The 18,431-nt window shown below is 75.6% G+C and carries 16 protein-coding genes and 1 pseudogene; 1 reads left to right on the plus strand and 16 read right to left on the minus strand.

Translation table 11 applies throughout. The annotated features are described in order from the left end of the window. Positions 1-6 precede the first annotated feature (6 nt). The 11 genes and pseudogenes from PH190_RS04600 to rpsB form a co-directional block, all read right to left on the minus strand. Positions 7-966 carry an electron transfer flavoprotein subunit alpha/FixB family protein gene (locus PH190_RS04600; protein WP_274230313.1) on the minus strand — a complete coding sequence of 320 codons (960 nt, stop codon included), beginning with the start codon at positions 964-966 and terminating at the stop codon, positions 7-9. Further along, positions 966-1,721: an electron transfer flavoprotein subunit beta/FixA family protein gene (locus tag PH190_RS04605; protein WP_274230314.1), complete on the minus strand. Its 756-nt coding sequence runs from the start codon at positions 1,719-1,721 to the stop codon at positions 966-968. The genes PH190_RS04600 and PH190_RS04605 overlap by 1 nt, the downstream gene beginning before the upstream one ends. A 7-nt stretch (positions 1,722-1,728) precedes the next feature. Then, complete coding sequence (locus tag PH190_RS04610) at positions 1,729-4,221, minus strand: GcvT family protein (protein WP_274230315.1); 2,493 nt, start codon at positions 4,219-4,221, stop codon at positions 1,729-1,731. Positions 4,222-4,254: 33 nt separating this feature from the next. Continuing rightward, complete coding sequence (locus PH190_RS04615; protein ID WP_274230316.1) at positions 4,255-5,121, minus strand: methylenetetrahydrofolate reductase; 867 nt, start codon at positions 5,119-5,121, stop codon at positions 4,255-4,257. A 7-nt stretch (positions 5,122-5,128) separates the two neighbouring features. Further along, positions 5,129-6,352 carry a glycine cleavage T C-terminal barrel domain-containing protein gene (locus PH190_RS04620; protein WP_274230317.1) on the minus strand — a complete coding sequence of 408 codons (1,224 nt, stop codon included), beginning with the start codon at positions 6,350-6,352 and terminating at the stop codon, positions 5,129-5,131. A gap of 162 nt (positions 6,353-6,514) precedes the next feature. Beyond that, positions 6,515-7,237 (minus strand): class I SAM-dependent methyltransferase, encoded by a 723-nt coding sequence (locus PH190_RS04625; RefSeq protein ID WP_274230318.1) that lies wholly within the window; start codon positions 7,235-7,237, stop codon positions 6,515-6,517. Next, positions 7,234-8,178 (minus strand): phosphatidate cytidylyltransferase, encoded by a 945-nt coding sequence (locus tag PH190_RS04630; protein ID WP_274230319.1) that lies wholly within the window; start codon positions 8,176-8,178, stop codon positions 7,234-7,236. The genes PH190_RS04625 and PH190_RS04630 overlap by 4 nt, the downstream gene beginning before the upstream one ends. Positions 8,179-8,189: 11 nt before the next feature. Further along, the gene (gene frr, locus PH190_RS04635; protein WP_274230320.1) at positions 8,190-8,747 is read right to left on the minus strand and encodes a ribosome recycling factor; all 558 of its coding nucleotides are present in this window, start codon (positions 8,745-8,747) and stop codon (positions 8,190-8,192) included. Positions 8,748-8,761: 14 nt separating this feature from the next. Beyond that, positions 8,762-9,508, minus strand: coding sequence for a UMP kinase (gene pyrH, locus PH190_RS04640; RefSeq protein ID WP_274230463.1), 747 nt, complete (start codon positions 9,506-9,508; stop codon positions 8,762-8,764). A 117-nt stretch (positions 9,509-9,625) separates the two neighbouring features. Beyond that, the gene (tsf, locus tag PH190_RS04645) at positions 9,626-10,450 is read right to left on the minus strand and encodes a translation elongation factor Ts (RefSeq protein ID WP_274230321.1); all 825 of its coding nucleotides are present in this window, start codon (positions 10,448-10,450) and stop codon (positions 9,626-9,628) included. Between the two features lie 323 nt (positions 10,451-10,773). Further along, positions 10,774-11,533, minus strand: a pseudogene (gene rpsB / locus PH190_RS04650) (30S ribosomal protein S2); the annotation flags it as partial. Positions 11,534-12,094: 561 nt separating this feature from the next. Here rpsB and PH190_RS04655 point away from each other — a divergent pair. Beyond that, positions 12,095-12,676 carry a M23 family metallopeptidase gene (locus PH190_RS04655; RefSeq protein ID WP_274230322.1) on the plus strand — a complete coding sequence of 194 codons (582 nt, stop codon included), beginning with the start codon at positions 12,095-12,097 and terminating at the stop codon, positions 12,674-12,676. A gap of 3 nt (positions 12,677-12,679) precedes the next feature. On the opposite strand, the gene PH190_RS04660 is transcribed toward PH190_RS04655, so the two are convergent. The 5 genes from PH190_RS04660 to PH190_RS04680 form a co-directional block, all read right to left on the minus strand. Next, positions 12,680-13,813: a FliA/WhiG family RNA polymerase sigma factor gene (locus PH190_RS04660; RefSeq protein WP_420791575.1), complete on the minus strand. Its 1,134-nt coding sequence runs from the start codon at positions 13,811-13,813 to the stop codon at positions 12,680-12,682. Further along, a complete protein-coding gene (locus PH190_RS04665) occupies positions 13,788-14,822 on the minus strand; it encodes a tyrosine-type recombinase/integrase (RefSeq protein WP_274230324.1) in 1,035 nt (344 codons plus the stop codon). Before PH190_RS04665 ends, PH190_RS04660 begins: the two co-directional genes overlap by 26 nt. 342 nt (positions 14,823-15,164) lie before the next feature. Then, positions 15,165-16,400 (minus strand): DNA-processing protein DprA, encoded by a 1,236-nt coding sequence (gene dprA / locus PH190_RS04670; protein WP_274230325.1) that lies wholly within the window; start codon positions 16,398-16,400, stop codon positions 15,165-15,167. Continuing rightward, positions 16,397-17,998 carry a YifB family Mg chelatase-like AAA ATPase gene (locus PH190_RS04675; protein WP_274230326.1) on the minus strand — a complete coding sequence of 534 codons (1,602 nt, stop codon included), beginning with the start codon at positions 17,996-17,998 and terminating at the stop codon, positions 16,397-16,399. The genes dprA and PH190_RS04675 overlap by 4 nt, the downstream gene beginning before the upstream one ends. Next, entirely contained in the window at positions 17,999-18,385 is a 387-nt protein-coding gene (locus tag PH190_RS04680) for a YraN family protein (RefSeq protein WP_274230327.1), read from the minus strand. It abuts the gene before it with no gap. Positions 18,386-18,431 lie beyond the last annotated feature (46 nt).

Here is an 18,431-nt window from a genome sequence, read left to right on the forward strand (position 1 = left end):
CCCCGGTCACGTCCCGGCGCGCCGCCGGATCTCGGCCACCACGGCCGGCAGCACCTCGTGCACGTCGCCGATCACCGCCCACGTCGCCCGGCGCACCATCGCCGCCTCCGGGTCGGTGTTCACCGCGAGGATCGACCGCGCCGACATGCAGCCCACCCAGTGCTGGGTGGCGCCGCTGATGCCGCAGGCCACGTAGAGGTCGGGGCTGATCCGGGTGCCGGTGAGCCCCACCTGGTCGGCGTGCGGGCGCCAGCCGTTGTTGGTGGCGACGCGCGAGCACCCCACGGCCCCGCCGAGCAGGCCCGCGAGCTCCTCGAGCACGGCGTAGCCCTCGGCGCTGCCGACCCCGCGCCCGCCCGAGACGACCACCGGCGCCGTCGCCAGCGTCATGCCCGACGCCCGCGCCCGGTGCTCGACCAGCCGGGCCCGCGGCAGCGTCGGGTCCAGCTCGGGGACGACGACCTCGACGCCCACCTCCGGCGCCGGCGCGGTCTCGCCCGTCGTCCGCGCGCCGCCGGTGAGGGTGGCGAGGTGGACCGGGGCGTCGAGCACCGCGTCCTCGAGCAGGATGCCGCCGGCGCGCTCCCGGGTGACCTCCCACGGCTCGCCGGGACGAATCCCGGTGCAGGCCGTGGCGAGCGGCACACCGAGCGCCGCGGCCGCCCACGCCAGCACCTCGGTGCTCTCCGGGGTCGCCGCCGCGAGCACCGCCGCGGGCCCGCGGGCCGCCGCGAGCCCGGCGAGCGCCTCGCCGACGGTGGCCGGCTCCGCGTCGGCGAGCAGGTCGTGCCGGAGCAGGACCAGGTGCGCGACGCCCTGCTTGGCGAGGTCGTCGGGCAGGTCGCCGGGCTCGCCGACCGCGACCGCCGTGACCTCGGCGCCCAGCTCCCGCGCCGTGGCGAGCACCTCCCCCGCCGCGGCGGTCGGGCTGCCCTGCGCGTCCCTCTCGATCCACGCGAGCACCATCAGCGCACCACCCCCAGCTCCGCCAGGACGTCCACCACCGCCGGCGCCGCCCCGGCCCCGTGCCCGAGCAGGACGGTCTCCGCGCGCGCCTCGGGCCGGTGGCGCAGCCGCAGCGTCCGCAGGCCGCTCGTCGCCGCCGGGCCCGCGAGCACCCGGACCGGCGCCTTCTTCGCCCGCAGCCGCCCCTTGATCGTCGGGTAGCGCGGGAGGTTGAGGCCCTCGAGCACCGCGGCCACCGCGGGCAGCGGGGCCTCGTGGACCTCGACGCCACCGCCGGCCTCGCGGCGCAGGGTCACGTGCTCCTCGCCGACGTCGATGCCCTTGACCCCGCCGACGATCGGGCGGCGCAGCGCGCACGCGACGCGGAAGCCGACCTGCGCGTGCCCGGCGTCCGCCGACGCCTCCCCGAACAGCACGAGGTCGTAGGGCGGCAGCTCCCGCAGCGCGCCCGTGATCGCGGCCGTGGTGACCTCGGGCTCCGGGTCCGCGACGGGCGCCTCGACCCGGATCGCGTGGTCGGCGCCCATCGACAGCGCGTAGCGCAGCTGCTCCTCGGTCTCGGGCGGCCCGACCGTCAGCACGCCCGCGCGGCCGCCCGTCCGGTCGGCGAGGCGCACCGCCTCCTCGACCGCGCACTCCTCGTGCGGGCCGATGGTGAAGCCGAGGTGGCGGGTGTCGACCGCCGTCGCGTCGGCCGTCAGCGCGATCTCGGCGCCCACGGCGGGCACGCGCTTGATGCAGACCAGGACGTCCATGCCGGCCTCACCCGCGCATCCGCGTGTCGTCGGGGTCGAACAGCGGCGTGCGCCCGGCCCGCGCGACCGTCACCGGGTACCGCTCCCCCAGGTACTCGACGAGCAGGCCGGTGCCCTCGACCGCGTGCCACGGCGGGAGGTACGCGAGCACCAGGTGGGTGCCCAGCGAGGGCGCCGTCCCCGCGCTCGTGACGTACGACGGCCGGCCGCGGCGGTCGGTGATCCGGGCCCCGTCGGGCGTCAGGATCGGCTCGCCGCCCTGCGGGACGCGGGTCGTCCCGTCGAGGCGCAGCGTGCACAGCGTCGCCTCGGGCTCGCCCTCGCGCGCCTTGGTGTACGCGGCCTTGCCGACGAAGTCCGCCTCCTTGAGCCGGGGCAGCGCGAGCCCGGCCTCCACCGGCCCGTGCTCGGCGTCGAGCTCGTGGCCCATGAGCCGGTAGCCCTTCTCGAGGCGCGCCGTGGTGCCGTAGACGCCGATGCCGGCCGGCACGATCCCGTGCGGCGCGCCGGCCGCGGCGACCGCGTCCCAGAGCCGCAGGCCGTGCTCGGTGGCGGTGTGCAGCTCCCACCCGAGCTCGCCGACGTACGACAGCCGCAGGGCGAGCACCGGGATCGAGCCGACGTGCACGGTCCGCGCCGTCGCGAACGGGAAGGCGGCGTCGGTGACGTCGTCGTCGGTGATCTCGGCGAGGACGTCGCGCGCCCGCGGGCCCCACAGCCCGAGGGTGCACACCGCCGACGTGACGTCCTCCAGGGCGACCGACCCGTCGGCCGGCAGGTGCCGCCGGAACCACGCGAGGTCCCGCGCGCCGTCCGACGCGCCCGTGACGACGCGGAACGCGTCGTCGGCGAGCCGCACCACCGTCAGGTCGCTGCGGAAGCCGCCGTCGGGCCCCAGCACCGGCGTGTAGATCACGCGGCCCACCGGCCGGTCCATCTGCGCGACGCACAGGTGCTGGAGGTAGGCGAGCGCGCCCGGGCCGTGCACGGCGAACTGGGAGAAGGCGCTGAGGTCGATCATCGCCACGCCGCGCCGCATCGCGAGGTGTTCCGCGCTCGTGATCGGCGACCACCAGCGCGCGTCCCACTCGTGCGACCGGTCCTCGACGCCGAACTCGGCCACCAGCGGCTCGTTGGACCGGTACCACTGCGGGCGCTCCCACCCCGCGACCTCGAAGAACTCCGCGCCGAGCGCCTCCTCGCGGGGGAAGAACGGCGAGCGGCGTGCCCCGCGGTCCGAGCTCCACTGCTCGCGCGGGTGGATGATCCCGTAGGTCTTGTTGAAGCCCTCGGCGGCGCGGGCGCGCACGTGGGCGCGGGTGCGCTCGTGCGGGGCGAACCGGGCGACGTCCGACGCGTGCGGGTCGATCTCCGGCGCGCCGCACGTCATCCACTCCGCGACGAGCCGCCCGACACCGGGCCCCTCCTTGATCCACACCGCGGCGGCCGACCACAGGCCCCGCACCTCGGGGAGCTCGCCGAGCAGCGGGTGCCCGTCGGGGGTCAGCGACAGGAGCCCGTTGATGGCGTGGCGGATGCCCGCGTCCGGCCGGTCGAGGATGCCGCCGAAGAGCTCGAGCGCCGCCTCCATCTGCGGGTCGAAGTCGTCGGGGGTGAACGGCAGCTGCGTCGGCGAGAGCGCCGCGGCCGCGATCGACGGGATGTCGTCGGGGTCGCAGAGGATCGGCCGGTGGGCGTACGACCCGATCTCCAGGTCGGGGCCGCTCTGCCGCTCGTACATCAGCGGGTCCATGTCACGGATGATCGGGAACGCGATCTCCCGCCCGGTCGCGGCGAGCTCGGCGATGGGCCCGACGTCGATCATCTGGTGCACGGCCGGCGTCAGCGGGATGGTCGCGCCGGCCAGCGCCGCGATGCGCGGGCTCCACACCCCGCACGCGATCACGACGTACTCGGTCTCGACGTCGCCGCGGTCGGTGCGCACCCGCCGGACACGGCCGTCCTCGGTGTCGATGCCGAGCACCTCGGTCAGGGCCGACACCGTCAGCGCCCCGGCCGCCGTGGCGCGCTCGCGCATCAGCTCGCCGGCCCGCAGCGGGTCGACGACGGACACCGAGGGCGTCCAGAACCCCGCGAGCACCACCGACGGGTCGAGGAAGGGGACCTTCTCGGCCACCTCCGCCGGGCTGATCATCTCGGCGTCGATGCCCCACGCCGTCGCCGACGACATCCGCCGGTGCAGCTCCTGGACCCGCTCCTCGGTGCGCGCGACCTCGATGCCGCCGCAGGTCGTCAGCGTCCCGAGCTCGGTGTACTGGCGCGCCGAGTCGGCGGTCAGCAGCGTGATCTCGCGCGAGTGGTCCACCGGGAACACGAAGTTCGACGCGTGCCCGGTGGAGCCGCCCGGGTCGGGCAGCGGCCCCTTGTCGACGAGCAGGACGTCGCGCCACCCCAGGCGGGCGAGGTGGTGCACGACGGCGTTGCCGACGATGCCGGCCCCGATGACGACGACCTGGGCCCGGTCCGGGAACGGTGTCACGGTTCCTCCCGCGTCACTGGCTGGGGTGGAGGGTCAGGCGGCCGCGCGGCGGGCCCGCGAGAGCCACCGCACGGTCGGTGCGACCTGGTTGAACGTGTAGAGGTGCAGCCCGGCGAGGTCGGCGCCGGCCGCTGCACCCGCGGCGAGGCCGGCGACCAGCTCGTCGGGGGTGTGGCGGCCGGGCCGCAGCAGCGATCCCGCCGTCCCGCGGTGCGAGCGCGCGAAGCGGGCGGCGTCGGCGACCCCGATGCGCACCGAGAGCCGCAGCAGCCGCGCGGCGTCGACGACGCCGGGCACCCCGGCGATCACCGGCAGGTCGATCCCCCGCGCCCGGGCCTCCCGGGCGAAGCGGCCGACGAGGTCGGCGTCGAAGCACAGCTGCGTGACGGTGTAGTCGGCGTGGAACTGCTTGACCCGCAGGTCGGCCCACAGCACGTCGTCGTCGATGCGGTGGTGGCCGTCGGGGTACGACGGCACGCCGACGCGCGGCGGGCGCCGGCCGAGCTCCTCCATCACCCGCAGCAGCGCCAGGCCGTCGGGCAGCTGCCCCGCGGCCTCGCGGGCGTCGCCGCCGACGACGAACACCTCGCGCACCCCGGCCGCGGCCAGCCGGTCGAGGTGCTCGGCGAGCTCGGCGCGGTCGCGCAGGCTGCGCGCCGCGAGGTGGGGCACGGCCGCGAAACCGCGGGCGGCGAGCGCCTCGGCGGCGGCGACGGTGGCGGCCACGCCCCGCCGCGGGGTGGTCGTCACCGTCACCGTGGCGCCGGCGGGCAGGTCGGACGCGAGGTCCAGCACGTCCGCCGTCGGCGCCACCTCGAAGCGCGGGTCGGCGAGCAGGGCGGCGAGGGTGGTGCGGGCTCCCGCACCACCCTCGCCGGCTCCGTCCGTGAGGTGGTCCACGAGCCGGTCAGCCCTTGGGCGTCTGCTTGCGCGGGTCGACGAACGGCTTCTCGACGACGACGCCGTCGCGCACGTCGTCGAGCGTGGCGATCTGCAGCGTCGTCCCCAGCGGTGTCGACGGCGTCGCGACCATCGCGAGGCCGATGTTGCGCTCGAGCCGCGGCGACCAGCACGCGCTGGTCACCGTGCCGACGACCTCACCCGCCTCGTCGCGCACCGTGAACGGCTCGATCATCGACCCGTCGTTGAACGACCCCAGCCGCGCGCCGCCGATCTCGACGCCCACCATCGACCGCGACAGGCCCCGCTCCTTCGCGCGGATCAGGGCGTCCTTGCCGACGAAGTCGGCCTCCTGGTGCAGGTCGACCATCCACGTGTAGTCGTAGCCGACCTCGAGCGGGTTGGTGTCGAGGGTGATGTCGCAGCCGTAGGCGAGCATCCCGCCCTCGATGCGGCGGATGTGGCACGGCCCGATCGGGCGCATCCCGTGCGGCCGCCCCGCCTCCCACACGCGGTCCCAGAGCCGGCCCGCGTTGCGGACGGCGTCGTGCAGGTAGATCTCGTAGCCGATCTCGGCGCTGTAGCCGGTCCGGCTGACGACGACCTCCATGTCGTCGATGACCGCGTGCCGCAGGTGGTAGTACGGCATCTCGGCGACCTCGGCCCCGACCAGGTCGGTGACGACGGCCTTCGCCTTCGGCCCCTGGACCTGCACCGGGGCGACGTCGATCTCGCGGACCTGCACGTCCCACCCGCCGGCGTGCGCCAGCGCCCGGCACCAGAGCCCGACGTCGGAGTCGGCGAGCGAGAGCCAGAAGCGGTCGGACTCGACGCGCAGCAGGACCGGGTCGTTGATGATCCCGCCGTCGGGCGCGGTGAGGAACACGTACTTGCACTGGCCCACCGCGCACTTGTTCAGGTCGCGCGGCACGAGCGAGTTCGTGAACGCGAAGGCGTCCGGGCCCGCGATCTCGATCTGGCGCTCGACGCCGACGTCCCAGAGGGTCACGTCCTCGAGCAGCGCCCAGTACTCGGCGATCGGGTCGCCGTAGTGGCGCGGGTGGTACGTGTGGTTGTAGACGCTGTACATCGCCACGCCGTGCGCGCGCGACTTCCAGAAGTACGGCGACTTCCGCAGCCGCGGGTAGAGCAGGATCCCCGGGCTCACCACCGTCGACGACGGCTCCGGCGCGAGATCCACCGCCGTTCGGCCGGGCAGGACGTCCGTCATCAGCACCTCACTTCGTCGTGCGTCCGGCGGCCCCCCGAGCCGGCATGCGGACGTTCGTTGCGCTTCAGGCAACTTGTTTCCCTGAGCGCAACCAGCGTGCGACCGTGACCGAGATCACGTCAAGGGATCCCGATCAGTGGCTTTCTGGAGCGGTGCAGTACCTCAGGGCCGGACGAGCCCGGACGGCTCGCGGCGGGTGTGCACCCGGTACGCGACGGGGAGCGCGAGGCCCGGGGTGCCGTCCAGCGCCCGCTGCGCCACGGCCGGCGTGAACTCGATGCGCAGCACGTCGCCGAGCGTCGCGCGGTCGGCGAAGCGCCACAGCGTGTCGACCCGCCGCACCGCGAACCCCTGCTCGGCGAAGAAGCGCTCGGCGGCGCCCGGGTCGTAGCGCGGGGCCGAGGCGCGCATCCAGGTGCCGTAGGAGTGCCGGGTGGCGTCGAGGTCGACGACGACCAGCACACCGCCCGGGCGCAGGACCCGCGACGCCTCGGCCAGGCCGGGCTCGCAGCCGGGGCCGAAGAAGTAGGCGGTGCGGGCGTGCACGACGTCCGCGCTGTCGTCGGCGAGCGGCAGGGCGGCCGCGCTCCCCTGCTCCACGCGGCACGACGGGAGCCCGGCGACCCGCTCGCGGGCGCGGGCCACCAGCGGCGCGTGGGGCTCGACGCCGACGACCGTGCGGGCGCGCTGGGCGAACCGGGGCAGGTGGTAGCCGTCGCCGCACCCGACGTCGACGACGTCCGCGCCGTCGTACGGGGCCAGCTCGGCGACGGTGTCCCACAGCGCGCCGGTGGCGTCCTGCGCCTCGTTCTCGCGCTCGTAGACCTCGGGCCAGCGCCAGATGTTCGGCGACTCGACGACGTCGCCCTTGCGGAAGCGCGTCACCCGTGGACGGGGACGAGCAGGAAGAGCAGCAGCCAGGCGACCGGCGCGGAGGTGACCAGAGAGTCCAGGCGCTCCATCAGCCCGCCGTGCCCGGGCAGTACCGAGCCCATGTCCTTGATGCCGAGGTCGCGCTTGACCAGCGACTCCACGAGGTCACCGGTGACGGCGGTGGCGACGAGCAGCGGCCCGACGACGAGGCCCCACCACCACCGGTCGCCGAGGAGCAGGGCGATCGACAGGCACGCCCCCAGCGAGCCGAACAGGATCGAGCCCGCGAAGCCCTCCCAGGACTTCTTCGGGCTGACCTTCGGGGCCATCGGGTGCCGGCCGATGAGCGCGCCCACGGCGTAGCCGCCGGTGTCGGAGCAGATGACGACGATGAGGAAGGTCAGCACGCGCGCGGCGCCGTCGGCGGGGACGACGAGCATCGTCGCGAACGCCATGAACAGCGGGATCCAGCACAGCACGAGCATCGACGCGCCGACGTCGCGCACGAAGCCCGCGGCGCCGAGGCGCATGCGCCACAGGAAGCAGCCGAGGACCGTGACGAGCAGGCCGCCGAGGATGCCCTCGGTGCCGAACGGCCAGGCCAACCAGATCATCGCCTGGCCGCCCACCAGCACGGGGACCCGCGAGAGCCGGATGCCCGCGGCACGGTGCAGCGCGCCGAAGAGTTCCCACGTGCCGATCACCGCGCAGATCGCGACGATGCCGATCCACGCCTGCCGCACGGTGAGCAGCGCGACCAGGACGACCGCGCCCATCGCCAGGCCGACGCCGATCGCGACCGGCAGGTTCCGTCCGGCCCGCGACTTCGGCTTCTCCGGGGCCGGCGGCGCGGGCTGCTCCTCCGCCGGCGCGGACGCGGAGGCGTCCAGGGTCGCGCCCGGGGCGGACGCGTCCGGTGCCGGCCGGCGGGGCCGCGATGCGGAGGAGGGCATGGCTCCAGACCTCAGACTTCGAGGAGCTCGGCTTCCTTGTTCTTCACCAGGTCGTCGACCTGGGCGACGTAGCGCGAGGTGACGCTCTCCAGCTCCTTCTCGGCGCGGGTCGTCTCGTCCTCGCCGGCCTCGCCGTCCTTGACGATGCGCTGCAGCTCGTGCATGGCGGTGCGGCGCACGTTGCGGATGGACACCTTGGCGTCCTCGCCCTTGCTGCGCGCGACCTTGACCATGTCCTTGCGGCGCTCCTCGGAGAGCTGCGGGAACACGACCCGGATGATCTGGCCGTCGTTGCTGGGGTTGACGCCGAGGTCGGAGTCGCGGATCGCGCGCTCCATGCTCTGGAGCTGGCTGGCGTCGTACGGCTTGATGACGGCCATGCGGGCCTCGGGCACCTGGACCGAGGCGAGCTGGTTCAGCGGGGTCCACGCGCCGTAGTACTCGACGGTGATGCGGTTGAACATCGCGGGACTGGCCCGGCCGGTGCGGACACCGCCGAGGTCGTCCTTCGCGACGCTGACCGCCTTCTCCATCTTCTCCTCGGCGTCGAGGAGCGTTTCGTCGATCATGGGTCGCCTCCTCCTCAGGAGCCGGATGGGGTGTGGACGAGCGTGCCGATCCTCTCACCCCGCACGGCTCGTGCGATGTTCCCCTCGACCAGCAGGTTGAACACCATGATCGGCATCCGGTTGTCCATGCAGAGGCTGAAGGCGGTGGCGTCCGCGACCTTGAGGCCCTTCTCCAGCACCTCGCGGTGGGAGATCTCGTGGTACATCGTCGCCGTCGGGTCCAGCTTGGGGTCGGCGGTGTAGACGCCGTCGACGCCCTTGGCCAGCAGCACGACCTCGCACTCGATCTCCAGCGCGCGCTGGGCGGCCGTGGTGTCGGTGGAGAAGTACGGCATGCCGACGCCCGCGCCGAAGATGACGACGCGGCCCTTCTCGAGGTGGCGCATCGCGCGGCGCGGGATGTACGACTCGGCGACCTGGCCCATCGTGATGGCGGTCTGCACCCGGGTGTCGATGTGGTGCTCGCGCTCGAGGAAGTCCTGCAGGGCGAGGCAGTTCATGACCGTGCCGAGCATGCCCATGTAGTCCGCGCGCTGGCGCTGCATGCCGTAGCGGTGCAGCTCCTCGCCGCGGAAGAAGTTGCCGCCGCCGATGACCACGGCGATCTGCACGCCGGTGGCGACCACGTCGGCGATCTGGCGGGCGACGGTCTGCACGACGACCGGGTCGACCCCGACCCCGCCACCGCCGAACATCTCGCCGCCGAGCTTGAGGAGGACCCGGCGGTGGCCGGACCGCGCCTCGGGGCCGGCGTCCGACACGGTCTGGGGACTGGCCACGCTGTTCCTCCCACCGCCGATGGTGTGCTCGGCGCGACGGCTACCGGAGTGGACCCGGGCGGGGGCGGGACCGGGTGCTCCGGTCCCGCCCCGCAGGGCTCAGGGCTGGCCGACCTCGAAGCGCGCAAAGGTGCGGACCGAGACGCCCGCCTCCTCCAGCACCTTGCCGACCGTCTTCTTCTCCACCGACACCGAGTCCTGCTCCACGAGGACGGTGTCCTTGTAGTAGCCGTTGAGGCGACCGTCGACGATCTTGTCGATGATCTTCTCCGGCTTGCCCTCCTCGCGGGCGGTGGCCTCGGCGATGCGGCGCTCGTTCTCCACCACGTCCGAGGGCACCTCGTCGCGGGAGGTGTAGAGCGGGCGCGCCGCCGCGACCTGCATGGCCGCGCCGCGGGCCGCCTCGGCCGCGTCGTCGCCGTCGCCGTCGTAGGCGACGACCACGCCGATGGCCGGGGGCAGGTCCGAGGACCGGCGGTGCAGGTAGGTGGCGGTCGGGCCGTCGAGCACGGCGACGCGGCGCAGCTCGAGCTTCTCGCCGATGCGCGCCGAGAGCTCCTGCACCTTGTCGTCGACCGTGCCCTCGCCCAGGCTCGCGGCCTTGAGCGACTCGAGGTCCTCGGCGCCGGTCTCGAGCGCGACGCCGAGGATGTCGTCGGCGAGCTGGACGAAGTCGGCGTTCTTGGCGACGAAGTCGGTCTCGGAGTTGAGCTCGATCATCGCGCCGTCACGGGCGGCCACCACGCCGTTGGCGGTGGTGCGGCCGGCCCGCTTGCCGACGTCCTTCGCACCCTTGATGCGCAGGGCCTCGACGGCCTTGTCCATGTCGCCCTCGTTCTGCTCGAGGGCCTTCTTGCAGTCCATCATCCCGGACCCGGTGAGGTCCCGGAGCTTCTTCACGTCCGCAGCGGTGTAGTTCGCCATGGTGCGGCTCTCGTCCGTCCTCGTGTCGTGGGGTGCTGGCGGTCCGGCGTCGGCCGACCGTCAGCCCGCCCCGCCCTGCGGGGTCGGGGCGCCGTTCTGCTGGCCGGCCTCCGGGGCGGCGGCGATCGCGTTGTCGTCGCTCTCGGAGTCGGCGTCGACGGTGCCGCCGGTGCGCTCGGGGCGGCTGGTCGGCGTCGTGTCGTCGCCGATGGCGTTGGTCGTGGCCTCGGCCTCCGGCGAGGCGACCGGCATGTCGCCGGGCGCGTCGGCCGCGGAGCTGGTGCTGCCCTGCTCCAGGCCGGTCGGCGCGCTGGCGCCGTCGCCGCCCTGGGCCATGAGCTCCTGCTCCCACTCGGCCAGCGGCTCGTCCTCGCCGCGCTCGCCGCCGTCGCGCTGGCCGCGGGCCTGCAGGCCGTCGGCGCACGCCTGGGCGACCACGCGGGTCAGCAGCGCCGCCGAGCGGATGGCGTCGTCGTTGCCCGGGATCGGGTAGTCGACCTCGTCGGGGTCGCAGTTGGTGTCGAGGATGGCGACGACCGGGATGTTGAGCTTCCGGGCCTCGCCGACCGCGATGTGCTCCTTCTTGGTGTCGACCACCCACACCGCGCTGGGCACGCGGCCCATGTCGCGGATACCACCGAGCGTCTTCTCGAGCTTGTCGTGCTCGCGGGTGAGCATGAGGATCTCCTTCTTGGTGCGACCCTCGAAGCCCCCGCTCTGCTCCATGGCCTCCAGCTCCTTGAGGCGCTGGAGACGCTTGTGCACGGTGGTGAAGTTGGTGAGCATGCCGCCCAGCCAGCGCTGGTTGACGAACGGCATGCCGACGCGACGCGCCTGCTCGTCGATGGCCTCCTGGGCCTGCTTCTTCGTGCCGACGAAGAGCACCGTGCCGCCGTGGGCGACGGTCTGCTTGACGAACTCGTAGGCGCGATCGACGTAGGACAGCGTCTGCTGCAGGTCGATGATGTAGATGCCGTTGCGCTCGGTGAAGATGAAGCGGCGCATCTTGGGGTTCCAGCGGCGGGTCTGGTGACCGAAGTGGACACCGGAGTCCAGCAGCTGGCGCATCGTGACGACGGCCATGCGGTGGAACTACCTCTCTCGGCGGTCCGGCGCTCTGCGGCCAGGCCTGGCGGTTGTCGCGACGGTCCCGGCCGGGCCGCCGCCCTGGTGCCCTCGTGGAACCGATCCCGGAACCCGCTGCTCGCAGCGGGACCGCCCGGGTGCTGGCAGCGTCCGCGGGGCGGGCGCTTGGAGGGCACGCGAAGTCGGCCCGTCCGGCTCCACGCGGACGAGGAGTCGACGGACCGCTGGTCACGAGTGTACTCGCGCCCCCGCCGCCCTCTCCCGCGCCCTCACTCCCTCACGTCCGTGGTGCCACGAGCGATGCGGCATCGCTGGCGTCTGACGCCAGGATCGCCACATCCTCGCCGGCGCGACACGCCGGGGTGGGCGGTGCTCGGCCTTTCGCGGCGGGTGGCGGGGAGCAGCACGCCGGCGGCCGCGGAGATCAGGAGGGCGTGACGCACCTCGAGGCGCCGCCCGGGGTGCCTGAGGTCCTCCTGATCTTCCGCGGCAGGCGGTGCGAGCGGCGGATCCCGACATCGACGGAGCCGATGGGGCGCCGGCTGCGTCGAACCCGGTGTGACGTGTTCCCGCGCGAGGGGTCTCGCGGTCCTGCTGCTGCTCGTGGTCGCGCTCGCCGGCACCCCGGCGCGCGCCGCGCCCGCTCCCCCGCCCGTGGTGCCGGCCGGGGCGTTCGGCTGGCCGCTGGCGGGGGTGGCCGGCGACGGCGCCCCGGCGACGGCCGGCGCGCCGGGCGCGGTGACCCGGCTGTTCGACCCGCCCCCGCACTACTACGGCCGCGGCCACCGCGGCGCCGACGTCGCCGGGCACCCGGGACACGCGGTGGTGGCCGCCGGCGACGGGACCGTGGTGTTCGCCGGGCGCCTCGCCGGGCGCGGCGTGGTCTCGGTCGAGCACGCGGCGGGCCTGCGCACCACCTACGAGCCGGTCACGGTCGCGGTGGTGCCGGGCGCCGCCGTCCGGCGCGGCGACACCCTCGGCGCGCTCGAGCCCGGGCACCGCGGCTGCCCGGTGGCGGCGTGCCTGCACTGGGGCCTGCGCCGGCCGTCGGCCGACCCGGCGGCGGGCGCGCTGGAGTACCTCGACCCGCTCCTGCTGCTCGGCCTCGGGCGGGTACGGCTGCTGCCGACCGACCCGTGATCCTCAGGCGTGCTGGAGCTCGGCGAGCCGGGCGCGTAGCCGCATCACCGCGCGGGTGTGCAGCTGGCAGACCCGCGACTCGGTGACCCCGAGGACCCGGCCGATCTCGGCCAGCGTCAGGTTCTCGAAGTAGTAGAGGCCGACCACGGTGCGGTCGCGCTCGGCGAGCTGCCCGACGGCCTCGGCGAGCAGGCGCCGCGTCTCGCGGTCCTCCATCGCCGAGAGCGGGTCCTCCGCGTCGGCGTCGGGCAGCGAGTCCGCGAGCGAGGGGGCCGTGGCGCCGTCGACCGAGCCGCCGCCGCGTCCGGCCGCGACGAGCTCGTCGAGCGCCGCGACGCTGGTCATCGCGATCTGCCCGAAGGTGGAGCGCAGGTCGTCGGTGGACGTGTCGAGCTCGGCGGCCAGCTCGGCGTCGCTGACCGAGCGCTGCTCGCGGCCCTCGAGGCGCTCGATGGCGCGCTCGATCTCGCGGGCGCGGGACCGCACGGAGCGCGGCACCCAGTCCTGGGAGCGCAGCTCGTCGAGGATCGCGCCGCGGATGCGCTGCATCGCGTAGACCTCGAACTTGCGGCCGCGGTCGGGCTCGAAGCGCTCGATGGCGTCGACCAGGCCGAAGATGCCGCACTGGATGAGGTCCGCGACGTCGACGTGCGCGGGCAGGCCGGTGCCGACGCGGCCGGCGACGTACTTGACCAGCGGGGCGTAGTGCAGCACCAGCCGGTCCTTCGTGGACTTGCGCGGATCGTCGGCGTACGCGGCCCAGAGCTCGGCGATGCCGGCCTCGACCATCGCCTCCTCGTCCGCGCTGCCCGAGGGCGCGCGGCCGAGCGTGGCAGGCAGGGGGTGGACCTCGGCGGGCGCCGACCAGTCGCCGCGGGTCCCGTCGGCCGGTGCCGGCACGGGGGCGAGCGCCGTGGCGCCCTCGGTGGCCGGCGGCTCGCGGCGTTCCGGCGCCCGACGGCGCGGGGTGCGGGCGGCGACCCCGGCGGCGCGCACGGCGGCGTCGGAGTCGGAGCCGGGCAGGGCGGGCAGCGGGCCGGTGCTCGGGAAGCGGTCGGACCCGCCGGCCACGGTGGCCGTCGACATCCCGGAGACGCCGTCCCGCCCGGGCTCAGGCACGGGGGTGGGCGGTGTCATGGATGGCCCTCAGTCGCTCGGCGGACACGTGGGTGTACAGCTGGGTCGTCGCCGGTGAGGCGTGACCCAGTAGTTCCTGGACGCTCCTCAAGTCCGCTCCCCCCTCGAGCAGGTGTGTGGCCGCCGAGTGCCGCAGCCCGTGCGGTGCGATGTCGGGCGCGCCCGGCACCGCGCCCGCCGCGTCGTGCACGACCTTGCGCGCGATCCGCGGGTCGAGCCGCCCGCCCCGCGCGCCGAGCAGCAGCGCCGGTGGCGACGACGGGACCGCGAGCGCCGGGCGGCCCTCCCGGCGCCAGGTGTCGAGCGCGGCCGCGGCCGGCGCGCCGAAGACGACGGTGCGCTCCTTGGCGCCCTTGCCGAGCACCCGCAGCGTGCGCCGCCCGTCGTCCACGTCGTCGACGTCGAGGCCGCAGAGCTCGGAGACGCGCACGCCGGTGGCGTAGAGCAGCTCGAGCAGCAGGTGGTCGCGCAGGGCGACGGGGTCGCCCTCGGCGGCCCCGGACGCCGCGGCGGCCAGCGCGGCGGCGGCCTGGTCGGTACGCAGGACCTCGGGCAGGCGGCGGTGGGCGCGCGGCGACGCGAGGCGCGCGCCGGCGTCGGTGGGCGCGCGCCCGGTGCGGGCCGCCCAGGCCGTGAACGTGCGCGCCGCGGCCGCCCGGCGCGCGAGCGTCGTGCGGCTCGCGCCGCGGCCCCGCTCGTCGGCCAGCCAGGCGCGCAGGCCCGCGAGGTCCAGGGCGTCGAGCTCGAGCGGCGCGTCCTCGGCGAGGTCCGGGCCGCGCAGGTGACCGAGCAGCGAGCCGACGTCGCCGACGTAGGCGCGCACGGTGTGCGGGGAGAGCGCCCGCTCGTAGCGCAGGTGCGACGCGAAGGCGGCGAGGTGCGCGGCGGCGGTGGCCGCGGCGGCGGTGGCCGCGGCGGCGGTGGCCTCGCCGGCGGTGCTCCCGCCGGCGGTGTTCTCGCCGGCGCTGGACTCGGCGGCGGGCGCGTCCCGGTCCCGCGGTGTCGGCACGGCCGCGGATCGGTTGTCCACGACGTCACGCGCGGCACCCGGACCGGCGGTCGCGGCGGGCCGCGGACCCCGCGCTGCGTCCGTCTCGGTGAACGCGGAGCGTGACGACGTGACCGGGTAGAAGGGGAACTCACGAGAGGCCCCTCGACCAGGTGACCGGGACGCCCGCACAGGGCGTCCGGTCGAGCCGTCGGGAGAGAACGTGCCGGTCATCGCGGTGAAGACTCCCGATCAGGGCGCCGACGGTCAAGCACCGCCACGACGCGTTCGGTGACCGTGGGCCACCGTCGGGGAGCGGTTCCACTCGTCGCGCTCTGCAACCGTTCGTCGCGCTGTGCCTGTTCACCCGGGTCGGCGTCGCCACCGCCCACCGTCCTGCGAGACGAGTCCACGGGTCTCGAGATCGCTCAGGTGGGTGGTGACGTCCGCGGGGTCGACGCCGGCGTCGTGGGCCAGACGCGCGGCTGTGCGCGCCGCGCGGAGGGGCAGCGCTTCACGCACACGGAGCGCATCCGGGTCAAGACCGTCCGTCGGACGCGAGGGGGTCCCCGGTGGAGCGGCGAGGCCGTCGCCCACTTGACTCACCTCCTCGACCACGTGGTCCACGCGCCCGGCGACCGAGATCGCGGGCCGGCGGGCGAGTTCGTGGCACCCCAGCGACATCAGCGACGTCACCGGCCCCGGCACCACCATGACCGCCCGCCCGAGCGCCTCGGCGACCAGCGCCGTCCGCATCGCCCCCGACCGCGCCGCGGCCTCGACGACGAGCGTGCCCGCGGTGAGTGCCGCGATGAGGCGGTTGCGCACGAGGAACCGGTGGCGCGCCGGGTTGGCGCCCGGTGGGTACTCGGTGACCACGAGGCCGTGACGGGCGACGTGCTCGAGCAGCGTGGCGTGCTTCGGCGGGTAGGCGCGGTCGATGCCGCAGGCGAGCACCGCGACGGTGGGGCCGCCCACCGCCAGCGCTCCGCGGTGCGCCGCCCCGTCGATGCCCAGCGCCGCCCCGGAGACCACCGTGATGCCCCGGTCGGCGAGCTCGGCGGACCAGTCGCGGGCGACCCAGAGGCCGTAGTCGGACGCCGCCCGCGCCCCGACCACGCCGGCCCAGCGGATCGGCCCGCCGTCGAGGCGCAGCGGCCCGCGCACCCACAGCGCGAGCGGCTCGGCGGCCCCGTCACGCCCGGCGGGGCCGTCGAGCCCCGGCGCCCCGTCGGGCCCGGCCACCAGTCCAAGGCCGGCGAGCGCCGCCGCCGGCCACTCCGGGTGCTCGGGGACGAGCAGCCGCCCGCCCCGTGCGGCGAGCAGGGCGAGGTCGGCCTCCGCCCGGTCGGTGCCCCGGCGCGCCGCGGTCTCCTTCGCGACCCCGGGCGGCAGCGCGCCCGGCCCCTCGGTGACCCCGTCGCGAACCCGCCGGGCGGCCGCGACCGGCCCGATCTCCTCCACCAGCGCCGCGAGGGCCGGGGCCGGCGGCTCGGCGACCCGTGAGAGGTAGGCGCGGGCGCGCAGGACCGCCGGGTCGACCGGCGCGACGGCCGCGGGGACCGTGGCGGGGACCGCGGCGGGGACGGTGGCGCTCACGCGACCTCCTCGTCGCTCGTGAGCGACCCGGGGTCGAGCGCCTCGACGGCCCGCTCCGGCCCGTTCTCGTCCACGAAGCCCTTGTAGGCGACGGCCTCCTCGATGTCGGCGGTCCCGGGGCTCGGCGCACCCCGCAGGTCGGCGATGGTCCACCCGACCCGCAGCGCGCGGTCGGCGCCGCGGGCGGTCATGGCGCCGCTGCGCAACTGGCGCTCGAGCACCGCCGCCGCCTCCACCGGCAGGCGCGAGCGCCGGCGCAGCTCCGGGCCGGGGACCTCGGCGTTGGTGCGCCAGCCGGCGTCGAGCCAGCGCTCCCGCGCCGCGGCCCGCGCCGCCAGCACCCGCGAGCGGACCGACGCGGTGTCCTCGGGGACCTCCTCGAGCGCCGCGGCGACACCGCTCGCGAACGTCAGCTCCTCGACCGCCCGCAGCGTCACCTGCAGGTCGACGCGGTCGAGCATCGGGCCGGAGAGCCGCAGCTGGTAGCGGCGCTTCTCGAGGCTCGTGCAGCGGCAGTCGGTCGGCCGCGGCGGCGCGCAGGGGCATGGGTTGGCCGCCATCACCAGCTGGAAGCGCGCGGGGTAGCGCACGACGCCGTCGGTGCGGGCCAGGCGCACCTCGCCCTCCTCCAGGGGCGTGCGCAGCATCTCGAGCACGTGCGGCCCGAACTCGTAGATCTCGTCCAGGAAGAGCACTCCGCGGTGGGCCAGGGACACCGCGCCCGGCCGGGCGAGCCCGCTCCCGCCGCCGACGAGCGCCGCCGAGGACACCGAGTGGTGCGGCGCGACGAACGGCGGCGCGGCCGGTAGCGCCTCCTGGGGATCCGTGGCGCCCGCCAGCGAGCGCACCGCGGCGACCTGCAGCGCCGCGTCACCGTCGAGGTCCGGCAGCAGGCCGGTCATCCGCCGCGCGAGCATCGTCTTGCCCGAGCCCGGCGGGCCGACCATCAACAGGTGGTGCCCGCCCGCCGCGGCGACCTCGACCGCCCGACGCGCGGCGCGCTGTCCCACCACGTCGGCGAGGTCCTCCCGCGGGCCGCCGTGGCGCGCGCGGGTCCCCGAACCCACCGGCCGCAGCCGGCCCCGGTCGCCGCGCAACCACGCCAGGACGTCGGAGAGGTGCTCGGCGCCGAGCACCTCGAGCCCGTCGACCAGCCCCGCCTCCACCGACGCCGCGGCCGGCACCACCGCCTGCTCCACCCCGAGGCGCCGGGCCGCCAGCAGCGCCGGCAGCACGCCCCGCACGCCGCGCACCCGGCCGTCGAGCGCCAGCTCCCCGAGCAGCACCACCCCGCGCAGCGCCGCCACCGGCACCGCCCGCGCCGCGGCGAGCACCGAGCAGGCGAGGGCCAGGTCGTAGCCGCTGCCCTGCTTCGGCAGGGTCGCCGGGGACAGCGCGAGAGTGATCCGCCGCGCCGGCCACGTCTCCCCCGAGTTGACCACGGCCGCGCGCACCCGGTCGCGCGACTCCGCCAGCGCCGCGTCGGGCAGGCCCACCAGCGAGACACCGGGCAGCCCCTGGCCGATGTCGGCCTCGATCTCCACGACCTCGCCGTCGACCCCGCGCAGCCCGATCGCCCACGCGCACGCGAGCGCCACCTAGAACGCCCCCTCGTAGTGCTCGACCTCCGGCGCCCCACCTGGCCGGACGAGCACCGCGAGCACGTCGAAGCGCACCTCCGCGAAGCCCCTGCCCCCGGCGGCGTGCCGCTCGGCGAGCCAGCGCTGCGCGAGACGCCGGATGCGGGCGGCCTTCACGCCGGTCACCGCCTCGGCGGGCACCCCGAACCCCGTGCCCGAGCGCGTCTTCACCTCGGCGACGACGAGCCGCTCGCCCTCGGCCGCCACCAGGTCGAGCTCGCCCTCGCGGCAGCGCCAGTTGCGGTCGAGCACCGTCAGCCCGCGGGCTGCGAGGTGCTCGGCGGCGACGTCCTCACCCCGGCGCCCGAGCACCCTCCGATCGGGCGTCCCGTGTGTCGTGACCATGTCCGGCCCCCTCGTCCTCGCCGGACGCTCCGGCGGCAGGGACGAG

The sequence above is a fragment of the Actinomycetospora straminea genome, from assembly GCF_028737255.1.
Lineage (GTDB): Bacteria > Actinomycetota > Actinomycetes > Mycobacteriales > Pseudonocardiaceae > Actinomycetospora > Actinomycetospora straminea.